Source organism: Nonomuraea sp. NPDC050680, assembly GCF_040654555.1.
In the GTDB taxonomy this organism is placed as follows: Bacteria; Actinomycetota; Actinomycetes; order Streptosporangiales; family Streptosporangiaceae; genus Nonomuraea.
The window spans coordinates 732,195-753,833 of record NZ_JBFAIF010000002.1 but is presented as its reverse complement, the minus strand read 5'-3'; the positions used below and the strand labels follow the sequence as shown (position 1 = coordinate 753,833).

Below are 21,639 nucleotides of genomic sequence, written 5' to 3'. Positions count from 1 at the left end.
GTTCACCAAGCCGTGACCTAGCCCGGCCAATGTGGACACGACCTGCCCCGAAAGGCTGACATTCCGCGTCAAAAGACGAAACATCTGACAGGTCCGGGCAACGCCCCAAGGGTCACGCTGGTAGCGTTTCGCACCATCTGTCGATTTGTTAGGCATGGTCTTGGGGGTACGGCGTGAATCAGCACCAGCCGCTGGCGGCGGACGACCCGCGGCGGCTGGGGGCCTACGACCTCGTCGCCCGGCTAGGTGAGGGCGGCCAGGGAGTCGTGTACCTCGGCCAGAGTGACACCGGCGAGCAGGCGGCGGTCAAGCTGCTGCACAACGCGCTGGTGGCCGACGCCGAGGCCAGGAGCAGGTTCCTGCGCGAGGTCGCGGTGGCGCAGCGGGTGGCCAGGTTCTGCACGGCTCCGGTGTTGCACGCCGACCTCGAGGGCAGCCGGCCGTACATCGTGAGCGAGTACGTACCAGGGCCGTCCCTCCGGCAGCTGGTGATCAACGAGGGCCCGCGCCGGGGAGCGGCGCTGGAGCGGCTCGCGATCAGTACGGCGACCGCGCTGGCGGCCATCCACCGGGCCGGGATCCTGCACCGCGACCTCAAGCCCGCGAACGTCCTCATGGGGCCCGAGGGCCCCGTCGTGATCGACTTCGGCATCGCCAGAGCGCTGGACTCCCCCGGGGCGACGGCCACGGGTATGGCCATGGGGACGCCGTCGTACCTGGCGCCCGAGCAGCTCAGCGGGGCGGCCGTGTCCGAGGCGGCGGACGTGTTCGCCTGGGGCGTCACGATGGTGTTCGCGGCGACGGGCAAGCCCGCCTTCGGCGCCGACTCGATTCCCGTGGTGATGAACCGGATCCTGAACGAGGAGCCGGAGCTGGGCGCGATGGAGGGGGCGCTCGGGGAACTGGTGGCAGCCTGCCTGTCCAAGGACCCGTCGCGGCGGCCGAGCGCGGACCAGTTGATCGTGCACCTCACGGGGCAGCCGGCGGCGCCCGCGTCCGTGGACCCCCTGACCACGAGCCCGAACCGCCAGGGCGCTGGGCCTCAGCCTGACATTCAAACGGGCGCCGTCATGGGCGCCCCGGCGGGTACGGGGCCACAGCCGGGCGGGAACCCGCAGGACTCCTACCCCGGCCCCTGGATGCGGCCCGGCGCCGCCTCCCAGACGGGTCCGACCGGCCAGACCGGTCAGACCGGTCACTTCGGCCTTCCCGGCGCGACCAAGGGCGGCGCCCCGGCTCCCATGGCCGCGGCGGCAGGTCCCTCGGCCGGTACACCCGGGATGCCCCAGGGCAACCCCCCGAGCGGTCAGAACATGCCGCACGGCAACGCGCCGACCGCCCCCGGGATGCCCGTCGGCGGCCAGGGAGCACCCGGCGGTCCGATGCAGCAGCAGGGCCCCATGGCTCAGGGGGCGGGCGCTCCCGGTCAGCCCATGGGCGGCGTACCGGGACAGCCTATGGGCGGCGTACCGGGGCAGAGCGGCCCTCCGAGGTTCGGCGCAGGCGGGCCGGGCGGCCCGGCATACGGTCCCGGCGGTCGTGGGCCTGGTGCGAGTGGGCCCGGTGCGAATGGGCCGGGGCAGGGGCCGCAGCCGGCTGACGCCGGGTCGGCGAAGCAGCGCCGTACCCTGACCTTCGCCCTGACCGGCGCGGCCGCGGCGGCCCTGCTGGTCGTGGGCGGCGCGGTGATCGTGCAGGCCAACAGCGGCGACATCCAGAAGGTGGTCGCCGTCGGCAACGCCTCCGAGGCCACCCCCACCGACGGCTCCGGGGCCGGACAGCCCGTCGAGCCGCCCCTGACGGAGGACAGCCCGGTCGTCTCGCAGCCGGTCCCGACGCTGAGCGAGCAGCCCGAGCCCACCAAGAGCAAGACCAGGGAGCAGGTGATCCAGGACCCGAGCACCCAGGTCCCGGTCACCGTCCCCACGGTCCCGCGGACGTCGAAGCCCACGACGCACAAGCCGGAGTCGGATCCCGCGCCCACCAAGACCAAGCGCACCGACATGGTGAACCCGGACCCCGGCCCTACGACGAAGCCCACCGAGGACAACACGGACGACCCGAACCCCCAGCCGAGCACCAAGCCCACGACGAAGCCGACCGTGAAGCCAACGGTGAAGCCAACGGTGAAGCCAACGGTGAAGCCGACCGTGAAGCCCAAGCCGAACACCTACAGCGCCACGGCGGTGTGCGGCTCCGGCTTCAAGGTGATCGACAGCCACTCGCTGGGCAGCTCCGCGACGATCTACCTGCTGTACGGCAACGGCAAGAACTGCGTCGTGACGATGTCCAAGCTGGTGTATCCCGGCAAGGTCTCGATGAACGCCACCCTTCAGGTACAGAACGGCGGCAGCGGCAGCAACCCGGGCAAGTTCACCGCCTATGCGGGCCCGGTGCGAGTGGCGGCCGTCAAGAAGTGCGTGATCTGGGGCGGCTCGTGGGGCACCGCGTCCTGGAAGTCCGGCTGGAGCCACTGCACCTGAGATAGCCGAGCCAAGCCCTCCACGACGGAAAGGATCGTCGTGGAGGGCTTTTCGCGTGCCGGACAAGCGGGTTACGCTAGTTGACGTGATCGTCAAGTCCGAGCTGACCGCCCGAGGACGGCGTACGAGGGACGCCCTCGTGCGAGCGGGCCGGGAGGCGTTCGACGAGCACGGCTACGAGGCGGTGCGCATCGACGACGTGTGCGCCCGCGCCGGCGTCTCCCACGGCACCTTCTACACCTACTTCGACGCCAAGGAAGCCCTGTTCCGCGAGGTGGCGGCGGCGGTGGTCGGGGAGATGTTCACGGCGAGCGTCGTGGGTCCCGGCATTCCCGGCGCCCCGTACGCGCGCATCGAGGCGGCCAACCGGCTCTATCTGCGGGCCTGGGCGGCGAACTCGCGGCTGGTCAGGATGCTCGAACAGGCCGCCACCGCCGAGGAGGGCCTGCGTGGCCTGCTGCTGGAGCTGCGCGAGGTGTTCGTCCGGCGCGGCGCCGAGGGGCTGCGGCGGTTGCAGGAGCAGGGGCTGGCCGACCCGGCCCTCGATCCCCGGCTGACAGCCGTCATGCTGGGCGGGATGGTGGAGCACTTCGCCCACGTCTGGCTTGACCTGGGCGAGCGGGCTGACGAGCGGACGGCCGTGGAGCTGCTCACCAAGCTCTGGGCCAGGGCCATCGGGTTGACATCGGCGTCAAGTTGGCAACAGGAGGGCGTGTGATCCGGAGCAGGCTCGATCCCAGCGGCGCCGACTATCAGGAGCGGCGCGCGGCGATGCTGGGCAAGCTGGAAGAGCTCGACGCCGAGCAGGCCAAGGCGGTCGCGGGCGGCGGCGACAAGTACGTGGAGCGGCACCGCAAACGCGGCAAGCTGCTGGCCCGCGAGCGGATCGAGCTGCTCGTCGATCCCGACTCCCCCTTCCTGGAGCTGTCGCCGCTGGCCGCGTGGGGCAGCGAGTTCCCGGTGGGCGCCAGCATGGTCACCGGGATCGGGGTGATCGAGGGCGTCGAGTGCGTGATCACCGCGAACGATCCGACGGTCAGGGGCGGCGCGTCGAACCCGTGGACGCTCAAGAAGTCCCTCAGGTCCGCCGATATCGCCCTGCGTAACCGCCTGCCGTACGTCAATCTGGTGGAGAGCGGCGGCGCGGACCTGCCGACGCAGAAGGAGATCTTCATCCCGGGTGGGCGGATATTTCGGGACCTGACGCGGCTGTCGGCGGCGGGGATTCCGACGATCGCGCTCGTGTTCGGCAACTCCACGGCCGGCGGGGCCTATGTGCCCGGGATGAGCGACTACGTGGTGATGGTGAAGGAGCGGGCCAAGGTGTTCCTCGGCGGGCCACCGCTGGTCAAGATGGCGACCGGCGAGGAGTCCGACGACGAGTCGCTCGGCGGGGCCGACATGCACGCGCGCACCAGCGGCCTGGCCGACTATCTGGCCCTCGACGAACATGACGCGCTGCGGATCGGGCGGCGGATCGTCCGGTCGCTCGACTGGCGCAAGCTGGGCACGCAGCCTCAGGGCGTACAAGAGCCGCGCTATCCGGTCGAAGAGCTCCTCGGGATCGTGCCGCAGGACCTGAAGGTGCCGTTCGATCCGCGCGAGGTGATCGCGCGGATCGTGGACGGCAGCGAGTTCGAGGAGTTCAAGCCGCTGTACGGGGCCTCGCTGGTGACGGGGTGGGCTCGGCTGCACGGCTATCCGGTCGGGATCCTGGCCAACGCGCGTGGCGTGCTGTTCAGTGCGGAATCGCAGAAGGCGACCCAGTTCATCCAGCTCGCGAACCAGTCGCGCACTCCGTTGCTGTTCCTCCAGAACACGACCGGTTACATGGTCGGCAAGGACTACGAGCAGGGCGGCATCATCAAGCACGGCGCGATGATGATCAACGCGGTGTCCAACTCGACGGTGCCGCACCTCACCGTGGTGATGGGCGCCTCCTACGGCGCCGGAAACTACGGGATGTGCGGCCGGGCCTACGATCCGCGGTTCCTGTTCGCGTGGCCGAGCGCGAAGTCGGCGGTGATGGGGCCCGCGCAGCTCGCCGGGGTGCTGTCGATCGTCGGGCGGGCGTCGGCCGAGGCGCGCGGTCAGGTGTACGACGAGGAGGGTGACGCGGCCATGCGGGCGATGGTGGAGGCGCAGATCGAGGCGGAGTCACTGCCGTACTTCCTGTCGGGGCGGCTCTACGACGACGGGGTGATCGACCCGCGCGACACCAGGACCGTGCTGGGGCTGTGCCTGTCGGCGATCAACAGTGCCGCGGTGCCCGAGGCGGCGGGATTCGGGGTGTTCCGGCCGTGATCACTCGTCTGCTCGTCGCGAACCGGGGCGAGATCGCCCGGCGCGTCTTCCGTACCTGCCGCTCGCTCGGCATCGAGACCGTGGCCGTCTTCTCCGACGCCGACGCCGGGTCGCCGCACGTGGCCGAGGCCGACTACGCGGTACGGCTGCGCGGCGCCAAGCCCGCGGAGACCTATCTGGACATCGAGCGGATCGTGGCGGCCGGCCAGGCGGCGGGCGCCGACGCCGTGCATCCGGGATATGGGTTCCTGTCGGAGAACGCGGATTTCGCCCAGGCTGTGCTGGATGCCGGGCTGGTGTGGGTGGGTCCGTCGCCGGAGTCGATCGCGGCCATGGGGTCGAAGATCGAGGCCAAGCGGCTGATGGGCGAAGCCGGGGTGCCGGTGCTGCCGTCGCTGCCGGCGGTCGTCACGGAGTTCCCAGTGACAGGGTTCCCCGTGCTGGTGAAGGCGTCCGCCGGTGGTGGCGGGCGGGGTATGCGGGTGGTGCGCGACCCCGCCGAGCTGGAGCGGGAGATCGCGTCGGCGCGGCGCGAGTCCGAGGCGGCGTTCGGCGACGGGACCGTGTTCGTCGAGCCGCTGCTCGAAGGGGCCAGGCACGTCGAGGTACAGATCCTGGCCGACCGGCACGGCACCGTGTGGGCGCTCGGTGAGCGGGAGTGCAGCATCCAGCGACGGCACCAGAAGGTCGTGGAGGAATGCCCCTCCCCCGGCATCACCCAGCGGGTCAGGGACGAGCTCTGCGAGGCGGCGGTCAGTGCGGCCAGGACCATCGGCTACGTCGGGGCCGGGACGGTGGAGTTCCTGGTCAAGGGTGATCAGGTGGCCTTTCTGGAGATGAACACCCGGCTCCAGGTCGAGCACCCGGTCACCGAGCTGGTCTACGGCGTGGACCTGGTGCGGTTGCAGATCGAGGTGGCCGAGGGGCTGGCGCTGCCGGGCTCGCCGCCGCCGCCTCAGGGGCACGCGATCGAAGTGCGGCTGTACGCGGAGGACGGGGACTATCTTCCACAGACCGGGGTCTTGCGGCGGTTCGAGGTGCCTGGGGACGTACGGGTTGATTCGGGGGTGGAGGCCGGGTCGGTCGTCTCCGCTCATTACGACGCGATGCTCGCCAAAGTGATCGCTCACGGCTCGTCCCGGGACGAGGCGGTACGGAAACTGACGACGGCGCTGCGACGCGCTCGGATCCACGGGCTCACCACCAACAAGGATTTGCTGCTTAGCATCCTGACAAATCGGGATTTCATGACCGGGGACACGCACACCGGCTTCCTCGACGAGCACGAGCGGGAGCCGGGGCACCTCGATGAGCTGGCCGTGCTGGCCGCCGCTATCGCGCAGGCCGCCGCCAACCGGGCCGCGGCACCGGTCCTGCGCAGCCTGCCCTCCGGCTGGCGCAACGTCCGGTCGCAGCCCTCGCGCGCCGTCTTCGACGAGGCCGAGGTCGTCTACGAGCCGCTCCCCGACGGCATCGAGCTGGTCCATGCGGACCCGTCCAGAATCGTGGTGGAACGCGGGGGCGTACGGCACACCTTCGAGATCGCCCACTACGACGGGAAGGTCTGCGTCGACTCCCCCAGCGGTTCCGTCGAGCTGACGCCCGCGCCCCGGCTGCCCGAGCCCGTCGAGCAGGTCGCGCCGGGCTCACTCCTCGCCCCCATGCCGGGTAGCGTGCTGCGGGTCGAGGTCGAGCCGGGTGACCGGGTGGCGAAGGGCCAGGCGGTGCTGGTGCTGGAGGCGATGAAGATGGAGCATCAGATCGCCGCGCCCGCCGACGGCGTCGTCTCCGGCGTACACGTCGAGAAGGGGCAGCAGGTCGAGGCGGGCGCCGTGCTGGCGATCATCCGGGAAGGGGACTCATGACGAGCCTGGTCCACAAAGAGCTGGACGGCGGCATCGCGACGATCACGCTGGACTCGCCGCCCAACAGGAACGCGCTGTCCGTGCGGCTGCTCGGCGACCTGGAACGCCGGCTGAACTGGGCGCTGACCGAGCCGGAGGTCCGGGTGATCGTGCTGACCGGCGCGGGCCCGGTGTTCTGCTCGGGCGCCGACCTGAAGGAGCAGCGCGTCGAACCCGCTTCCGGGGTCGGCGACGCGCCGGTGACGGCGTCGTTCCCGGAGATCCTCGCGTTGATCTGGGAGAGCCCGAAGCCGGTCATCTGCCGCCTGAACGGCACGGCCCGCGCGGGCGGGCTCGGCCTGGTGGCCGCGTGCGACTTCGCGATCGCGCCGGCGACCGCCTCCTTCGCCTTCACGGAGGTACGGCTCGGCGTCGTGCCCGCGATGATCTCCGTGCCGGTCCTGCGCCGGCTCGATCCCCGGGCGGCGGCCGAATACTTCCTGACCGGCGAGGTGTTCGACGCGGCCAGGGCGGTGGAGATCGGGCTGCTGACGCGGGCGGTGCCCGCTGAGGAGCTCGACGCGACAGTGCGGCACTACGCCGGGATGCTGCTCAAGGGCGGCCCCGAGGCGCTGGCCATCACGAAACGGCTGGTCAGGGAGCTGCCACAGGTGTCGTTCGAGGAGGGGCTGCGGCAGATGACCGCGCTGTCCGCCCAGCGCTTCACCTCCGAGGAGGGCCAGGAGGGCATCGCGGCCTTCATGGGCAAGCGCCCGGCCAAGTGGGTTCCCGGCACGACGTCATGACCCTGCGCATCGCGAACTGCAGCGGCTTCTACGGTGACCGGCTGTCGGCCGCGCGGGAGATGGTCGAGGGCGGGCCGATCGACGTGCTCACGGGCGACTGGCTGGCGGAGCTGACGATGCTCATCCTGGCCGGTAACCGCCTCAAGGGCCGCCCCGGCTACGCGCCGACGTTCCTGACCCAGCTCGAAGAGGTCCTCGGCACCTGCCTCGACAACGGCATAAAAATCGTGACGAACGCCGGCGGGCTGGACCCGGCCGGGTGCGCCGCCGCCGTACACGAGCTCGCCGCCCGCCTCGGCCTCTCCCCCAGGGTCGCCCACGTCACCGGCGACGACCTCACCGGCCGCGACCTGGACCTGACCAACGCCGACACCGGCGAGAAGCTCACCGCGACGCCCCTGACCGCCAACGCCTACCTGGGTGGCCGCCCGATCGCGGCGGCCCTGTCGGCCGGCGCCGACGTCGTGGTGACCGGCCGCGTCACGGACGCCGCCCTGGTGACGGGCCCCGGCATCTGGCGGTACGGCTGGGGACCCGGCGACCTCGATCCCCTGGCGGGCTCGGTGGTCGCGGGCCACATCATCGAATGCGGCTGCCAGGCCATGGGTGGCAACTACGCGTTCTTCCAGGACGTACCGGATCTGGCGCACTGCGGCTTCCCCATCGCCGAGCTGCACGCCGACGGCTCCTGCGTGATCACCAAGCACCCGGGGACAGGCGGCCTGGTCTCGATCGGCACGGTGACGGCCCAGCTCGTCTACGAGATCGCCGGTCCCCGCTACCTCGGGCCCGACGTGGTGGCCCGCTTCGACACCATCACGCTGTCGGACGACGGCCCCGACCGGGTCCGCGTCTCCGGCGTACGCGGCGAGCCGCCGCCCGGCACGCTCAAGGTCGCGGTCAACTACCTGGCCGGATACCGCAACACGATGACGCTGGTCCTGACGGGCCTGGACATCGAGGCCAAGGCCCGCCTGGCGGAGGAGACTCTCTGGGCCAGAATCCCCCGGGACTCGTTCGACGCGGTGGACGTCACACTCACGGACGGGGGGCTGCTGCGGATCACGGTCATGGACGCCGACCAGCGCCGGGCCGGCCGCGCCTTCTCCTCGGCCGTGGTCGAGACGGGGCTGGCCAGCTATCCCGGCTTCTACGGCCTCACCCCGCCGGGCAACGCGTCGCCGTACGGGGTGTACTGGCCGGTGCTGATACCGGCTGCGGAGGTGCGGGCCCAGGTCTTCCTGGACGGCAAGGAGGTCCCCGTGCCCCTGGACGCCTCGGCAGCGGCCGACCCGGAACCGGACGTTGTACGGCCTCCCTTGCCGCAGCTTCTGGCGGACCAGCCCACCGTCCGCCTCCCGCTGGGCCGCCTGGCGGGCGCCCGTTCGGGAGACAAGGGTGGCAACGCCAACCTGGGCGTCTGGGTCGAGACGGCGGAGCGGTACGACTGGCTGGCGGCGCACCTGACGACGGACCGCCTGACGGAGCTCCTCCCCGACCTGGCGCCCTACCGGATCACCCGTTACGAGCTCCCGAACCTCCACGCGCTCAACTTCGTCGTCCACGGGCTGCTGGGCAGGGGCGTGGCGGCCAGTCCTCGCATGGATCCCCAGGCCAAGGCCCTTGGCGAGCTGATACGCGCACAGCCGGTCGACGTGCCGGCGACGCTGCTGCTCTGAAAGCGGAATCCACTTGCCCGATCACAGTCCGTAGCCATATTGTTGCGGCGGGATGACTATGCGGAGTCGCTAACTAGGCGACGGAGATCGTCATGGGTAAGCACGAAGGCGGCCCCAAGAAGTACAAGCCGTACATTGCCCCCAAGCCCAAGGACGAAGACACCTTGTGCGGCAGAAACGGCAAGCACAGCGGCGGAAAGGGCGACAACAAGGACAACAAAGACAACGGGGACAAGAAGTGAACGCCCCCGGCCGAATCGAGCGGATGCTCGACGAGATCATGGCCGTTTCCCCACGCAGCAAGTGGGTGCTCAGCGCGCTGCGAGCCGTTCCCCGTCACCTGTTCATCCCGTCGATCGCACAGGCGTTCGTCGGGCTGGAGGAGCGTGAGAGCATCATCGACCGCAACGCCGACCCCGATACCTGGTGGGAGGTGGTCTACTCAGACAGTGCGCTCGTCACCCAGCTCGATGACGGCGCCACCGATATCCAGCTCGGCGCCAGAGGATCCACCTCGTCCAATTCCGCGCCCAGCACCGTAGCCGACCTGCTCCAATGGCTGGACCCCGAACCTGACCATCGGGTGCTCGAGGTGGGCACCGGCACCGGCTGGACCGCCGCCCTGCTCTCTCACGTGGTCGGCGCGACCAACGTCACCTCGATCGAGATCGACAGGGCTAACGCCGAGCAGGCGGCCAAGAACCTCGTCGCCGCCGGAGTACAGCCGCATCTTCTCGTCGGCGATGGCGCGTACGGCTTCCCCGGCCACGCCCCCTTCGATCGGGTGCATGTCACGTGCGGCATCCACACCGTGCCCTACGCCTGGATAGCACAGTCCCGGCCCGGCGCGGTGATCGTCGCCCCATACTGTCCCGGCTTCGGCCTCAACAATGCGCTGCGGCTCGTGGTCAGGCCGGACGGCACGGCGATCGGCCGCTTCCCCGGCTTCGCCTCGTACATGATGATGCGCTCCCAGCGGAGGACCGACGTCGGCGACTTCGACCCCGACCACGCGCGACTGTCCACCACCAGGATCGACCCGCGCACCCTCGCCTACGCCCCGGCCGGAGCCGACCTGGCGATCTCGACGCTGACCGGCCTGCAATCTCGCACCTACCGCGAGACTGATCTCTATCGCATGTGGGTCATCGGCGACAGCGACCGGTGGGCAGCGGCGACCTGGGAGCCGAAGCGGGACGACTACGAGGTCTTCCAGATCGGCGACCGGGATGTCTGGCAGGAGGCCGTGGACGCCTACTACCGGTGGGTGAGCTGGGGCGAGCCCGGCCGTGACCGGTTCGGCATGACGGTCACCCCCGAGGGCCAGCACATCTGGCTGGACACACCGGAGCGTGTCATCGGCTGATCGGTTGCCAGTGGGTCTCCTGGGCGCGCCAGCCCAGGAGGCCCGCGCCCAGGAGACCCGCGTGGACGCCGAGGGCCGAGACGCGCAGGGCCGGTGGACGGCGGAAGGTGAGCAGTGCCGTCAGCCGGTCGCGCAGGGGCGTGATCAGGGTGTCGCCCGCCAGCGAGAGGCCGCCGCCGATGACGACCAGGGCCGGGTCGAGCAGCAGGGTGTATGTGGCCAGGGCCAGGGACAGCGCCTCCACCGCCTCGTTCCAGACCGCCACGGCCTGAGCGTCGCCCGTCAGCACGCGGGCGACCACGTCGGCGGCGGAGTCCGCGCCGCAGCGGGCCGCGATGGCCGACGCCGAGGCGTACGCCGCCAGGCAGCCGCGCTGGCCACAAGCACACGGGACACCGTCGGGCCGTACCGGGATGTGGCCGATCTGGCCGGCCCAGCCGGCGGCTCCGCCGTACAGGCTGCCGGACAGGACCACCGCGCCCGCGATGCCGGTGCCGATGGGGAGGTACAGCACGTCGCCCGACCCGCCGCCGTACGCCAGTTCGGCCTCCCCCGCCGAGCGGACGTCGTGGCCGAGCGCGACCGGCAGATCGACGTCGGTGAATGTCTCAACGGGCACGTCGCGCCAGCCGATCGCGGCGGAGAACACCGCGTGCGTCGCCGTCACCAGCCCCGGCACGGCCAGCCCCACGGCGACCGGCTCCAGAACCTCACCACCGGAAGAGCGTGCGCGGGACAGGTCCGTGACGAAGGCCGAGATGGCGGCGATCACCCGCTCGGGGCCCTCGGCGCGTGGCGTGGCACGGCGCTCCACGTACAGCGGAGTCCCGTCGCGGCCGACGAGGCCGCCCTTCAGCGTCGTCCCACCCACATCGACCGCCACCACACACTCCACACTCCCAGTAAATCGTTTTGAACAGACTGCCGTGGCGGAGAAGGATGTCCGGCATGAATCCGCGCCTGTTGTCCCGAGCCGACCTCGACGCCTGCACCCGGCTGGCCCAGGACCGCGAGTGGCCGCCCGAGCGGCACAAGTGGGGGCTGCTGTTCGAGGTCGGCGAGGTGTACGGGATCGACGCGCCCGACGGCGACGGCCTCGCCGCGACGAACATCCTCACCCGCTACGGCCACGACCACGCCGTGATCAGCATGGTCCTCACCGCCTCCAGGTACGGCAGGCAGGGGCTCGCGGGCAAGCTGATGGAGCATGTGCTGCGGCAGGCGGGAGACCGCGTCGTCTGGCTGCACGCGACCGAGAACGGGCGCCCGCTCTACGAGCGGCTCGGCTTCCGTACCGTCGGCAGGGTCGCCATGCACACCGGTGTCTTCCAGGGCGAGCGTTCCGGCCGGACCCGGGCCGCCACGGAGGCGGACCTCGGCGCGATCCTGGCGCTGGACGCGGAGGTGTTCGGCACGGACAGGTCGCCGCTGCTGCGCCGCATGTTCGGTTTCGGGGAGCAGGTGCGAGTCGCCGAAGGCGGCTTCGGGCACGCGTGGCGCAACGACGGCAACGTGGTCATCGGCCCTGTGGTGGCGCGCGACCAGGCGACCGCCGAGGCGCTGATCGGCGACCTGGCCCTGGACGTGGGCGGCGTCGTGCGACTGGATATCGACCTGGCCAAGGAGGGCTTGGTCAAGTGGGCGGGTGCGCATGGCATCGGCAATCCGTGGCCGGTCTCGCTCATGGTGCTGGGCAGCGAGCTTCCTGGTGACCGGACCCGCCAGTTCCTGCCGTACATGCAGGCGCTCGGTTGACCGGCTGAACGTGCCTCTCATAGGGTACTAGAACTTCATTCTACAAGAGGGCGGCGATGACCTCCACCCACATCGACGTCGGCGCCATCGACTTCGGGGCGCTCGGCGCCTGGATGGACGCCCAGGGCCTGCCCGGCGGCGTCATCGGCGACGCCGTCCCGGTCCTCGGCGGCACGCAGAACGTCATGGTCCGCTTCGAACGCGGCGGCACCCCGTACATCCTGCGCAGGCCTCCCCTGCATGCGCGGCAGAAGAGCAACGAGGTGCTGCGCCGGGAGGCGCGGGTGCTCGCGGCGCTGCGCGACACCCCGGTGCCCGCGCCGAGGCTGGTGGCCGCGCAGACGGCGGACGAGCCGGTCTACTACCTGATGGAGCCGGTCGACGGCTTCAATCCATCGAACGGGCTGCCCGAGCCGCACGCCTCCGATCCGGCGATCCGGCACCGGATGGGGTTGGAGGCGGCGGCCGCGCTGGCCGAACTGGGGCGCGTCGATCCCGCCGCACTGCCGGGCTTCGGCCGGCCCGAAGGGTTCCTCGAACGGCAGGTGCCGCGCTGGCTCAAGGAGCTCGACTCGTACAGCCGGCTCGACGGCTACCCCGGCCCCGACATCCCGCGTCTCGCCGAGACGGCCGAGTGGCTGGAGCGGCACCGGCCCGCGACGTTCACGCCGGGGGTCATGCACGGCGACTACCACTTCGCGAACCTGATGTTCGCCCACGACGGCCCCCGGGTGGCGGCGATCGTCGACTGGGAGATGTCCACCATCGGCGACCCACTGCTCGACCTGGGCTGGCTGCTGGCCACCTGGCCGTCGAACAACGACCACGTCCCGGGCCTGCCACCGCCGGGAGAGCTCGTCGCCTACTACGCGGCGCTGTCCGAGCGCGACCTGTCGGCCATCGGCTGGTACGCCGTGCTGGCCTGCTTCAAGCTGGGCATCGTGCTGGAGGGCACTCATGCCAGGGCCTGCGCGGGCCAGGCCCCCAAGGACATCGGCGACCGGCTGCACGCCACCACGCTGGCTCTGTTCGCGAGGGCTCAGGAGTTCGTGGGAGGGCTGCTCTAAATACCGATTTTTCCCAAAACGATCATTTATGTCCGCCTGAGTCATACAATTGCGCGCAATTGCAGTTGATACTCGGGGAAGGATAGATATGCGGATGCGGTTCCTCGGATCCACATCAGAGGCGGGCGCCTGCCCCACCCTGTACGAGACCGATCGGGGCACGATCGTCGTCCAGGGCCTCGAACTCACCGACAAAGAAGCGCTCGCGGACCTCCGCGACATCCTCGATGGCGAGACGGCGGTGGAGGTCCCCCGCGAGCTCATCACCGAAATAGCCCGCCGAGTCCTGGCCGAAACTCCGGTAATCGCTTTCCCAAGCAGGGACGGGACACCCCCAGCGACCGATTGATCACAATTGCAGACCGGGTCTGGCATGATCCACGCAAACCGGTCTAGCCTCATGCGGTGACGTCGTTTCAGCAGGCGCGCGTCGACCTCGGCAGCCAGCTACGCCAGTTGCGCGAGGCCGCCCACCTTTCGGGCAAAGAGCTGGCCGAGAGGCTCCGGTGGCAGCCGTCGAAGGTGTCACGCCTGGAGAACGCCCGGCAGACCGCCACAGAGGACGACGTGGTCGTCTGGGCGGCTGCCGTACACGCGCCTTCGGAGACGGCCGACGACCTGATCCGGCAGTCCATCGCGCTGGTGGAACGGCACGACGACTGGAAGCAGCGGCACCGCAGCGGCCTGGCCGCGCTCCAGGAGGACATCCGCGACCTGGAGGCGCGCACCAAGCTCTTCCGGGTGTTCGAGCCGGCGATCGTCATCGGGCTGCTGCAGACCTCCGAGTACGCCAGGCACGTGTTCCGCAAGGTCAAGCGCCTCTATAGCGCCGCCGACCAGATCGACGCGGCGGTCCGCGTACGGATGCAGCGCCAGGAGATCCTCTACGACCGGAGCCGCACGTTCAGATTCGTCGTGACGGAGTCGGCGTTGCGCACCCGGATCGCCCCGCTCGACGTCATGCACGGCCAGCTCGACCGGCTGCTGGCGGTGAGCACGCTGCCGAACGTGGAGTTCGGGGTCATCCCGTTCAGCACCGAGGTCCCCTCCTCGCCGATCAACGGGTTCTGGATCTACAACGAGGCCATGATCGGCCTGGCCACCATGACGAAGGACCTGGTGCTGCGCGACCCCGACGACATCGCCTTCTATGTGCGGGCCTTCGAGGACTACGCGAAGTGCGCGGAGTTCGACGAGGCCGGCCGGGACGTCATCATCCGCATTCTTGACGACTATCGACGACAATCCTCACATTAACCATCGCAATTGCTTGCCTCCCACCACAAGATCGTGCAATTCTGTCGCGAGACGTTGCGGAGGTGACTCATGATGCTTGACACCGCGCTCAGCCTCGAGCGGTTTGCTTGGTATGCGAGACGACACGCCGACCTGGCGATTCAGAACCTCGCTCTTTCCAGCGACCCCGCTTACGTTGCCGTGCGTAACCGCTTCTCCGCCACTCTGGCCGAAACCGTCACTCTCTCCGAGAGTGGAAGTTTCATCACTTCGTGGGGATATCGGCTCGGCACGACGGACGACGTCGAGGGCGCGGCCGCCCGACTGGCCTTCCTCCTGGCCGCCTTGCCCGCGTAGCCCCTTTTTTTAGGCCCGTCGGGAAAGCGCCTTCCCTAGTCGAACGACGAAGGCTCGATCCCGGCCTCTCTGGCCGCTGCCGTGTGCGCGTGGTCCAGCAGGCGTGAGCGGGTCAGGACCGCCGGGTGGAGGGTGTAGCGGATGATCAGGCCGTCCAGCATGGCGTCGATGCGCTCGGCGGAGGCCGCCGGATCTTCGCAGCTGAACTCGCCTGACTCCGTACCGTCCGCGAGGACCTGAGTGAGGGCCCCCAGCCACGCCGATTCGAGCTCCAGCATGATCTCGCTGACCGCCGGCTCGCGGAGGGCGGTGTTCCAGGCGTCGATCCACAGCAGCCAGCTCTGGTCGGAACGGGACTCCGGGATGTAATAGCGCAGGACCCGGTCAAGGCGCTCGATCGCGGTGCCGGGGCCGGCCACCAGCTCCCCCAGGCGGGCGCCCTCGATGTCGAGGGTGGCCCGCAGCATGGCGGTGATCAGCTCGTCCTTGGTGGCGAAGTGATAGTGGATGAGGCCGCCGCTGACGTTGATCGACTTGGCGATGTCGGCGATCCGGGTGTGGGCCAGGCCACGCTCCAGGACCACCTTGCGGGTGGCCTCCAGGAGCTCGGCCCTGCGCTGGTCAGCCTGCTCGGCCCGGTTCGTACTCCGCACCGGGTCAGCCTATCGGCCCTCAGCAGCCTGCCTTGTAGAGGATCTTCTGGATCTCGGGGGTGTTCAGGTTCTGCTTGGTGACGATCGTGGCGTCAGTCGGGATCGAGGCGGTGACCGGCTGGCCCTTCACCGCGGCGACGGCCTGCTCGACGCCCTTGGCGCCGATCTCGCCGGGCAGCTGGGCGATCAGGGCGGACACGACGCCGTCCTGAAGCTGCTTGACCTGTGCGGGACCGGCGTCGAAGCCGACCATCTTCACCTTGTCCAGCTTGCCCGCCTGCTGGAGCGCGGAGCCCGCGCCGGTGGCCGAGTTGAGGTTCGTGGCGAAGATCCCGGCCAGGTCCGGGTCCTTGGCCAGCGCGGCGTTGACGATCTTGGAGGCTTCGCTGACGTCGTTGTGCGAGTACTGGACGCCGAGGTAGGAGATCCCCGGGTGGCTCGCCTTGATCTCCTGCTCGAAGCCCTTGATCCGGGCGTCCACCGAGCTGACGCCCGGGTCGGTGGAGATGACCAGCGCCTTGCCCTTGTCGCCGATCTGCTCGGCCAGCGCCTTCGCGGCCGCGGCACCGCCCTTGACGTTGTCGGTACTGATCCGGGACAGGCCGATGCTCGGGTCCTCGACCACCGTGTCCACCAGGATGATCTTGATGTCCTGCTGCTTGGCCTGGGTGAGCGGCGCGATCAGCGCCTTCACGTCGGTCGGCGCGATCAGCATGGCGCTGGGCTTACTGGCGATCACCGAGTTGACGATCGGCGTCTGCAGCGTCGGATCGAACTTCTGCGGCCCCTGTACGTCGAGCTGCACACCCAGCTCCTTGGCCTTGGCCTTCGCGCCACAGGCCATGGTCTCGTAGAACTCCTCGCCGGCCAGCCCCTGGATGAGCGTTATCCTGGTGGGCCCACTCTGGGTTGTCGTCCCACCACCACAGGCCGCGACGGTGAGCAACAGCGTCGCGAGTGCCAGAGCCTTACGCATGCCTGTCTCCTTACTGGTCGCGCCTGCCGCGCTGCCACTGGTCGACATAGACGGCGGCGACGAGCACGGCGCCCACCACCACCTGCTGCCAGAACGGCCGCACCCCGAGGATCTGGAACCCGTTCTGCAGCACCACCGGGATGAACACCCCGATGACGGTCCCGACCACGGTCCCCACGCCGCCGAACAGCGAGGTGCCGCCGATCACCACGGCCGCGATGGCTTGGAGGTTGTCGGTGGAGTGGGCGGAGACGCCGGTGATCCCGTACTTGGCGAGCGACAGGTACCCGGCCAGGCCCGCCAGCAACCCCGCCAGGCCGTACACCTTGATCAAATGCCTGTTCACGGCCACGCCGCCACGGCGGGCCGCCTTCGCGTTGGAACCGATCGCGTACGTGTGACGGCCGAAACGGGTGCGGGCCAGCGTGACACCGAGCACGGCGGTGATCGCGGCGCAGATCCACGCGATCTGCGGCACGCCGAGCCAGCGCGCCAGCCCCAGGCCGAGGTTGAGGTCGCCGGGCGCGCGCAGGTCCACGCCGCCGGTCAGCAGCAGCGCGCCGCCGAGCGACATGCCCAGCGTGCCGAGCGTCACGATCAGCGCCGGAATGCGGCCCTTGGCGATCAGAAAGCCGTTCAGCAGCCCCCAGGCCAGGCCGGTCAGTACGGCGGTCGCGGCGCCGAGCAGGAGTGAGCCGGTGGCGTCCATGAGCTTGGTGGCCGCGACCGCGCTGAACACCAGCACTCCCCCGACGGACAGGTCGATGCCCGCGGTGATGATCACGTAGGTCATGCCGGTGGCGAGCAGGAGCAGGATGGCGGCGTCGCTGACGAGGTTGAGGAGGTTGAAGGAGGTGGCGAAGCTGGTGGGGCGCAGGATCGAGAAGACGATCAGGAGGGCGGCCAGGACGGCGGCGATCCAGACGACTTGGCGGTCGCGCAGGCGGGTCTTCTCGGGGGCGCTCGCTTCGGGTGGCGCTTGAACCACGCTCACTTGGGTATCTCCGGTTGCTCGGCGGCATGGCCTTCGGCTTGCTCAGAGGCTTGGCCTTCGGCTTGCTCAATTGCTTGGCCGGAGGCTTCTTCAGCGCCTTGACCGGAGACTTGCTCAGCGCCTTGACCGGAGACCGCTTCCTCAGTGGCTTGTTCGATGGCGCCCGTCATGGCGCCGACCAGATCCTCCATCGAGACCCTCGCCGTCTCGAACCTGGCCACCCGCCGCCCCAGCCGCAGCACCTCAACCCGGTCGGACACCGCCTTGACGTCCTGCATGTTGTGACTGACCAGCACCACAGCCACCCCGGTGTCCCGCACCCTGCGGATGAGCTCGAGCACCCGCTGCGTCTGCACGACCCCGAGTGCGGCGGTCGGCTCGTCCATGAACACCACCCTGCGCGCCCACGTCACCGCCCGTGCGACCGCGACCCCCTGCCGTTGCCCGCCCGACAACGTGGAAACAGGCGCGCTCTGCGACTTGAGCCGCACCCCGAGCGTTTCGCACGCCTCTCTGGTACGGGCCCGCATGGCGGCGTTGTCGAGCAGCCCGAGCCGACCGCGCAGACCTTTTTGCAGCAGTTCCCTGCCGAGGAAGAAATTGGCCGCTGGGCTCAGATCAGCACAGAGCGCCAGATCCTGATAGACCGTCTCGATCCCGGCACCCCTGGCCTCCTCGACCGACCCGAACTCCACCGACTCGCCATCCACGACGATCTGGCCGGCGTCCGGCCCTTCGGAGCCGGAAAGGATGTTGACCAGCGTCGACTTCCCGGCGCCGTTGTCACCGATCAACGCGACGACCTCGCCGGGGAGCAGCGCGAAGTCCGCGCCGCGCAGCGCCTCCACGTGGCCGTAACTCTTGACGATCCCGCGGGCTTCCAGCAGCGGTGCGGACATAGAACTATCAAGTGCCGCGTATGACATCGTTGTCAACCCCGATCTTCACACGGCTTGGTATGGCCGTACGAAGCGCCCCGAACTCGTGGACGCTTACGCTGTTCGGGACTTGGCGTCACGAAGGACCCGGACGTGCACCGTACGTCCCCTTCCCGCACGCGGCCGGGCGGGCGATGACGAGCGACCTTCGAGAAGATCATCACCCGGGCGCTCATCTCGCAGCTCCGTCTGCCAGGATGCGAGCTGTCCCATCTATTCGATCTAGAAGGAGGGAGTCTTGACATGGCAGTGACCGACACCGGAATACGGCGATTACTCGCGGACTCGGGAGAGCAACGCGGCTGGGTGTCACCCAGGACGGACCTGGTCACCGCGCTGCTGGGCGTCTGGTTCGGCATCGGGCTGATGATCGACGCGTGGGCGCACTCGAACCTGACGCAGCTGGAGACGTTCTTCACGCCTTGGCATGCGGCGTTCTATTCGGGGTTCGCAGTGGTCTCCGGCTGGATCATCTGGCAGGTATGGCGTAACGTCCAGACCGGCCGCCAGGGGATCGCGGCGGTGCCCACGGGCTACCTGGCCGGGCTGCTCGCGATTCCCGGGTTCGCCGTCTTCGGGCTCGCGGACATGATGTGGCACACCTTCCTCGGCATCGAGACCACCCTCAACATCCTGTTCAGCCCTTCGCATCTCGGGCTGATCGTGACGATGCTCCTCATCATCACCACACCGCTCCGCTCCCTGTGGAACGCCCCCGGCCTGGGCCCGAGCCCTTCGCTGGGCCGGATGCTCCCGGCGCTGATCGGGCTCGCGTTCGCCACCACGCTGGTGTCGCTGTTCCTGGGGTACGCCGATGCCCTGCAGTGGAGCCCACAGGGCATCGTCAGGGCCTTCTCCGACATGCACGACCAAGGCGCCGACCGACTGGCCGCCGGCATGGTCATCAGCAACGTCGTCACGCTCGCCCCCGTACTGCTGCTGGCGCGTCGCTGGCGCCTGCCGTTCGGCAGCGTGACCATCCTGCACGCGGTGGGCATCCTGATGTCGGGCGCGCAGACCGCGTTCGGGAATCTGCCGGTCCTGCTGACGTTCGTGGCCGCAGGCCTTGCGAGCGACCTGCTGATCCTCTGGCTGAAGCCCTCGGGCGAGCGACGGGGCGCTTACTGGGCGTTCGCCGGGTTGTCGGGTTTCGTCACCTGGTCGCTTTACATGGGGGCCGCGTCGGTGACGGGCGGCGGGCTGCCCGCCGTCACCGAGCTGTGGACCGGCGCGCCGGTCGTGGCCGGACTGGTCGGGCTCGCGCTCGGGGCGCTGTTCCTGCCCAACGCGGTCACCGCCGAGCCGGTTCCGCCCAGCGCAGCCGCTGCCGGGCCGATTCCGTCCAGCGCGACCGCTGCCGAGCCGGTTCCGTCCAGCGCGACCGCTGCCGAGTCGGTTAAGCCCAGCGCGGCCGACGCCGACCGGGCATGATCCGAGTCCTCCGGGTCCTCTGTCTGGCCGCCGTCCTGATGCTGGCGGGCGCCGCTCCGGCCGCCGCGCACAATGTCACGGTCGGAGCGGATCTGCGGATCGCCCAGACGATCGCGGGCACGGAGGTCACCGTCGTCATCAAGGGGACGAAGCGGGTGCCCGGGCCTTTGCAGATCGGTGTCATCGCCTTCCAGCCCGTGACCGACGTGCCGGTCGCCCTGGAGCTGCGCTCGGTCGCGGACGGCCGTACGGTGACGGGCGTGGCGCGGGCCGCGTACGAACCTCAGTACACGCAGCTCAAGGTGGACCGGACCGGCCCGCACGAACTCACACTGCGGGCCGGGAACGAGACGGCCGTGGTGCCGTTCCGCGTCCTGGTGGACCGCGGGTCGGCGATAGAGCTGCTGATCTACGGCGGCCTGCTCGTAGCGGCCCTGCTGATGATCGGCGGCCTGCTCACCGGGGCACTGGCCCGCCGCAATCCGGCGATGCTGCTGACGGGCGGCGCCGCGATCGGTTTGACGGTCGCCGCCATGGTCGTCATCTTCGAGCCACTACTCCCCGCCGTCCCACCCGACGGCGCCGCACCAACGGTGGCGGCGACGGTAGGGGCGGGGGCGGCGGCGACCGGCGGGCGCCCGTTCGTGCAGGGCCGGGTGGCGACGCTCCCGGCCCGCCCGGCCTCCGGAGAGGAGTTCACGTTGCGGCTCGACCTCATCGACGGATCCACCGGCCGGCCCGTAGACGACCTCGTCCTGCACCACGAGGCCCTCGCCCACGTGATCGTGACGAGCGAGGACGGTCGCTACTTCCGCCACGTGCACCCGCTGCGCACGGCGCCGGGCCGGCTGGAGGTCAAGATGCGAGCCGACCGGCCGGGCCGGTATCTGGCGTACGCCGAACTGGAGCGCGAGGACTCCGGCGGCCAACTCATCACCGGCGAGTTCAGCGTTAACGGTGACGCCTCTGACGCTTCTGTTGGGACGGAGACGCCCGTTGAGGCCGTCACGCCGCTCCTGCAGCCCGCCGCTCCTGTCGCGGGCCGCCCGACGACGATCGAACTCGGCACGACCGGCACCGTACGCCCCTGGCTGGGCATGACCGGCCACCTGATCGTCCGCAGCCAGGACGGCACCTTCCTCGGCCACGTACACGAGATGGGTACCCCCGGCCCCCGGCTCCGCTTCACCTTCAGCTTCCCGTCGCCGGGCCGCTACCTCGCCTGGGCCCAGTACGCGACCGGCGACCACATCGTGACCGCGCCTCTCACCATCAACGTCACGGCATCGGGAGCCTCGCAGTGAAGCGGGCAGCCGTGGCCGTCGCCGTCCTCGCGGTGGCAGTGGTGACGTTCCTCATCGTAGGAAGGACCTCGACCCCCGACCCGCTCCAGGTGACCACCAGGGGAACGCACTACGCCGCCACCATCGCGATCGGCCGACCGACCACAGGACGCGTCGTCGTGGACGTGAGGCTGACTTCAGGCGAGGCGGACAGCGCGGCCCTGTCCGCCGTGATGCCCACCATGGGTCACGCCATGCCGGAGATCACCGCCCAGGAGCCAGAGCCGGGCCACTTCGTCGCCGAGGGCGAGTTCTTCCCCATGACCGGCGTCTGGGAGCTCTCTATCCGGCTGACCGGAGCCGCGGGTGAGGAGGTTCTGACCGTGAACGCGCCGATCACCGGCTGATCGGCGCGTGATCGGTCGGCAGGGCGCGAGATCCTGGTAGACGGCGTTCCAGATCTATCA

At 69.7% G+C, this 21,639-nt stretch carries 21 protein-coding genes; 16 read left to right on the top strand and 5 right to left on the bottom strand.

What is annotated here, in order from left to right; translation table 11 throughout:
- Positions 1 to 173: 173 nt before the first annotated feature.
- The 8 genes from AB0H88_RS09900 (at position 174) to AB0H88_RS09865 (ending at position 10,482) form a co-directional block, all read left to right on the top strand.
- Positions 174 to 2,483 carry a protein kinase gene (locus AB0H88_RS09900; protein WP_357642904.1) on the top strand — a complete coding sequence of 770 codons (2,310 nt, stop codon included), beginning with the start codon at positions 174 to 176 and terminating at the stop codon, positions 2,481 to 2,483.
- Between the two features lie 85 nt (positions 2,484 to 2,568).
- Entirely contained in the window at positions 2,569 to 3,201 is a 633-nt protein-coding gene (locus AB0H88_RS09895) for a TetR/AcrR family transcriptional regulator (RefSeq protein ID WP_357642903.1), read from the top strand.
- 53 nt (positions 3,202 to 3,254) lie between these two features.
- Entirely contained in the window at positions 3,255 to 4,787 is a 1,533-nt protein-coding gene (locus AB0H88_RS09890; RefSeq protein ID WP_357643156.1) for a carboxyl transferase domain-containing protein, read from the top strand.
- A complete protein-coding gene (locus AB0H88_RS09885) occupies positions 4,784 to 6,652 on the top strand; it encodes a biotin carboxylase N-terminal domain-containing protein (protein WP_357642902.1) in 1,869 nt (622 codons plus the stop codon). The genes AB0H88_RS09890 and AB0H88_RS09885 overlap by 4 nt, the downstream gene beginning before the upstream one ends.
- A complete protein-coding gene (locus AB0H88_RS09880; protein WP_357642901.1) occupies positions 6,649 to 7,437 on the top strand; it encodes an enoyl-CoA hydratase-related protein in 789 nt (262 codons plus the stop codon). The genes AB0H88_RS09885 and AB0H88_RS09880 overlap by 4 nt, the downstream gene beginning before the upstream one ends.
- Entirely contained in the window at positions 7,434 to 9,116 is a 1,683-nt protein-coding gene (locus AB0H88_RS09875; RefSeq protein WP_357642900.1) for an acyclic terpene utilization AtuA family protein, read from the top strand. The genes AB0H88_RS09880 and AB0H88_RS09875 overlap by 4 nt, the downstream gene beginning before the upstream one ends.
- A gap of 92 nt (positions 9,117 to 9,208) precedes the next feature.
- Complete coding sequence (locus tag AB0H88_RS09870) at positions 9,209 to 9,358, top strand: hypothetical protein (protein ID WP_357642899.1); 150 nt, start codon at positions 9,209 to 9,211, stop codon at positions 9,356 to 9,358.
- A complete protein-coding gene (locus tag AB0H88_RS09865) occupies positions 9,355 to 10,482 on the top strand; it encodes a methyltransferase domain-containing protein (RefSeq protein ID WP_357642898.1) in 1,128 nt (375 codons plus the stop codon). The genes AB0H88_RS09870 and AB0H88_RS09865 overlap by 4 nt, the downstream gene beginning before the upstream one ends.
- Here AB0H88_RS09865 and AB0H88_RS09860 read toward each other — a convergent pair.
- On the bottom strand, positions 10,472 to 11,365 hold the full coding sequence (locus AB0H88_RS09860) for an ROK family protein (RefSeq protein ID WP_357642897.1): 894 nt from the start codon (positions 11,363 to 11,365) through the stop codon (positions 10,472 to 10,474). The two genes, AB0H88_RS09865 and AB0H88_RS09860, sit on opposite strands and share 11 nt — an antisense overlap.
- A 65-nt stretch (positions 11,366 to 11,430) precedes the next feature.
- On the opposite strand from AB0H88_RS09860, the gene AB0H88_RS09855 reads away from it, so the two are divergent.
- The 5 genes from AB0H88_RS09855 to AB0H88_RS09835 all read left to right on the top strand — a co-directional run bounded on the left by AB0H88_RS09855 (position 11,431) and on the right by AB0H88_RS09835 (position 14,897).
- Positions 11,431 to 12,237, top strand: coding sequence for a GNAT family N-acetyltransferase (locus AB0H88_RS09855; RefSeq protein WP_357642896.1), 807 nt, complete (start codon positions 11,431 to 11,433; stop codon positions 12,235 to 12,237).
- 56 nt (positions 12,238 to 12,293) lie between these two features.
- Positions 12,294 to 13,304: a phosphotransferase family protein gene (locus tag AB0H88_RS09850; protein ID WP_357642895.1), complete on the top strand. Its 1,011-nt coding sequence runs from the start codon at positions 12,294 to 12,296 to the stop codon at positions 13,302 to 13,304.
- Positions 13,305 to 13,392: 88 nt separating this feature from the next.
- Complete coding sequence (locus tag AB0H88_RS09845) at positions 13,393 to 13,653, top strand: hypothetical protein (protein ID WP_357642894.1); 261 nt, start codon at positions 13,393 to 13,395, stop codon at positions 13,651 to 13,653.
- 56 nt (positions 13,654 to 13,709) lie between these two features.
- The gene (locus AB0H88_RS09840) at positions 13,710 to 14,561 is read left to right on the top strand and encodes a helix-turn-helix transcriptional regulator (RefSeq protein ID WP_357642893.1); all 852 of its coding nucleotides are present in this window, start codon (positions 13,710 to 13,712) and stop codon (positions 14,559 to 14,561) included.
- A 69-nt stretch (positions 14,562 to 14,630) separates the two neighbouring features.
- The gene (locus AB0H88_RS09835) at positions 14,631 to 14,897 is read left to right on the top strand and encodes a hypothetical protein (RefSeq protein WP_357642892.1); all 267 of its coding nucleotides are present in this window, start codon (positions 14,631 to 14,633) and stop codon (positions 14,895 to 14,897) included.
- A gap of 35 nt (positions 14,898 to 14,932) precedes the next feature.
- On the opposite strand, the gene AB0H88_RS09830 is transcribed toward AB0H88_RS09835, so the two are convergent.
- The 4 genes from AB0H88_RS09830 to AB0H88_RS09815 are packed head-to-tail and all read right to left on the bottom strand — an operon-like array spanning position 14,933 to position 18,419.
- Positions 14,933 to 15,550: a TetR/AcrR family transcriptional regulator gene (locus tag AB0H88_RS09830; RefSeq protein WP_357642891.1), complete on the bottom strand. Its 618-nt coding sequence runs from the start codon at positions 15,548 to 15,550 to the stop codon at positions 14,933 to 14,935.
- A gap of 19 nt (positions 15,551 to 15,569) precedes the next feature.
- Entirely contained in the window at positions 15,570 to 16,526 is a 957-nt protein-coding gene (locus tag AB0H88_RS09825; protein ID WP_357642890.1) for an ABC transporter substrate-binding protein, read from the bottom strand.
- Between the two features lie 10 nt (positions 16,527 to 16,536).
- Complete coding sequence (locus AB0H88_RS09820) at positions 16,537 to 17,520, bottom strand: ABC transporter permease (protein ID WP_357642889.1); 984 nt, start codon at positions 17,518 to 17,520, stop codon at positions 16,537 to 16,539.
- On the bottom strand, positions 17,517 to 18,419 hold the full coding sequence (locus tag AB0H88_RS09815; protein WP_357642888.1) for an ATP-binding cassette domain-containing protein: 903 nt from the start codon (positions 18,417 to 18,419) through the stop codon (positions 17,517 to 17,519). The genes AB0H88_RS09820 and AB0H88_RS09815 overlap by 4 nt, the downstream gene beginning before the upstream one ends.
- 282 nt (positions 18,420 to 18,701) lie before the next feature.
- On the opposite strand from AB0H88_RS09815, the gene AB0H88_RS09810 reads away from it, so the two are divergent.
- From AB0H88_RS09810 to AB0H88_RS09800, 3 genes are read left to right on the top strand one after another with little or no spacing between them, the layout of a single operon-like run.
- Positions 18,702 to 19,889: a hypothetical protein gene (locus AB0H88_RS09810; protein ID WP_357642887.1), complete on the top strand. Its 1,188-nt coding sequence runs from the start codon at positions 18,702 to 18,704 to the stop codon at positions 19,887 to 19,889.
- On the top strand, positions 19,886 to 21,193 hold the full coding sequence (locus AB0H88_RS09805) for a hypothetical protein (RefSeq protein ID WP_357642886.1): 1,308 nt from the start codon (positions 19,886 to 19,888) through the stop codon (positions 21,191 to 21,193). Before AB0H88_RS09810 ends, AB0H88_RS09805 begins: the two co-directional genes overlap by 4 nt.
- Positions 21,190 to 21,579, top strand: a complete 390-nt coding sequence (locus tag AB0H88_RS09800; protein ID WP_357642885.1) for a hypothetical protein — start codon at positions 21,190 to 21,192, stop codon at positions 21,577 to 21,579. Before AB0H88_RS09805 ends, AB0H88_RS09800 begins: the two co-directional genes overlap by 4 nt.
- Positions 21,580 to 21,639: the final 60 nt, after the last annotated feature.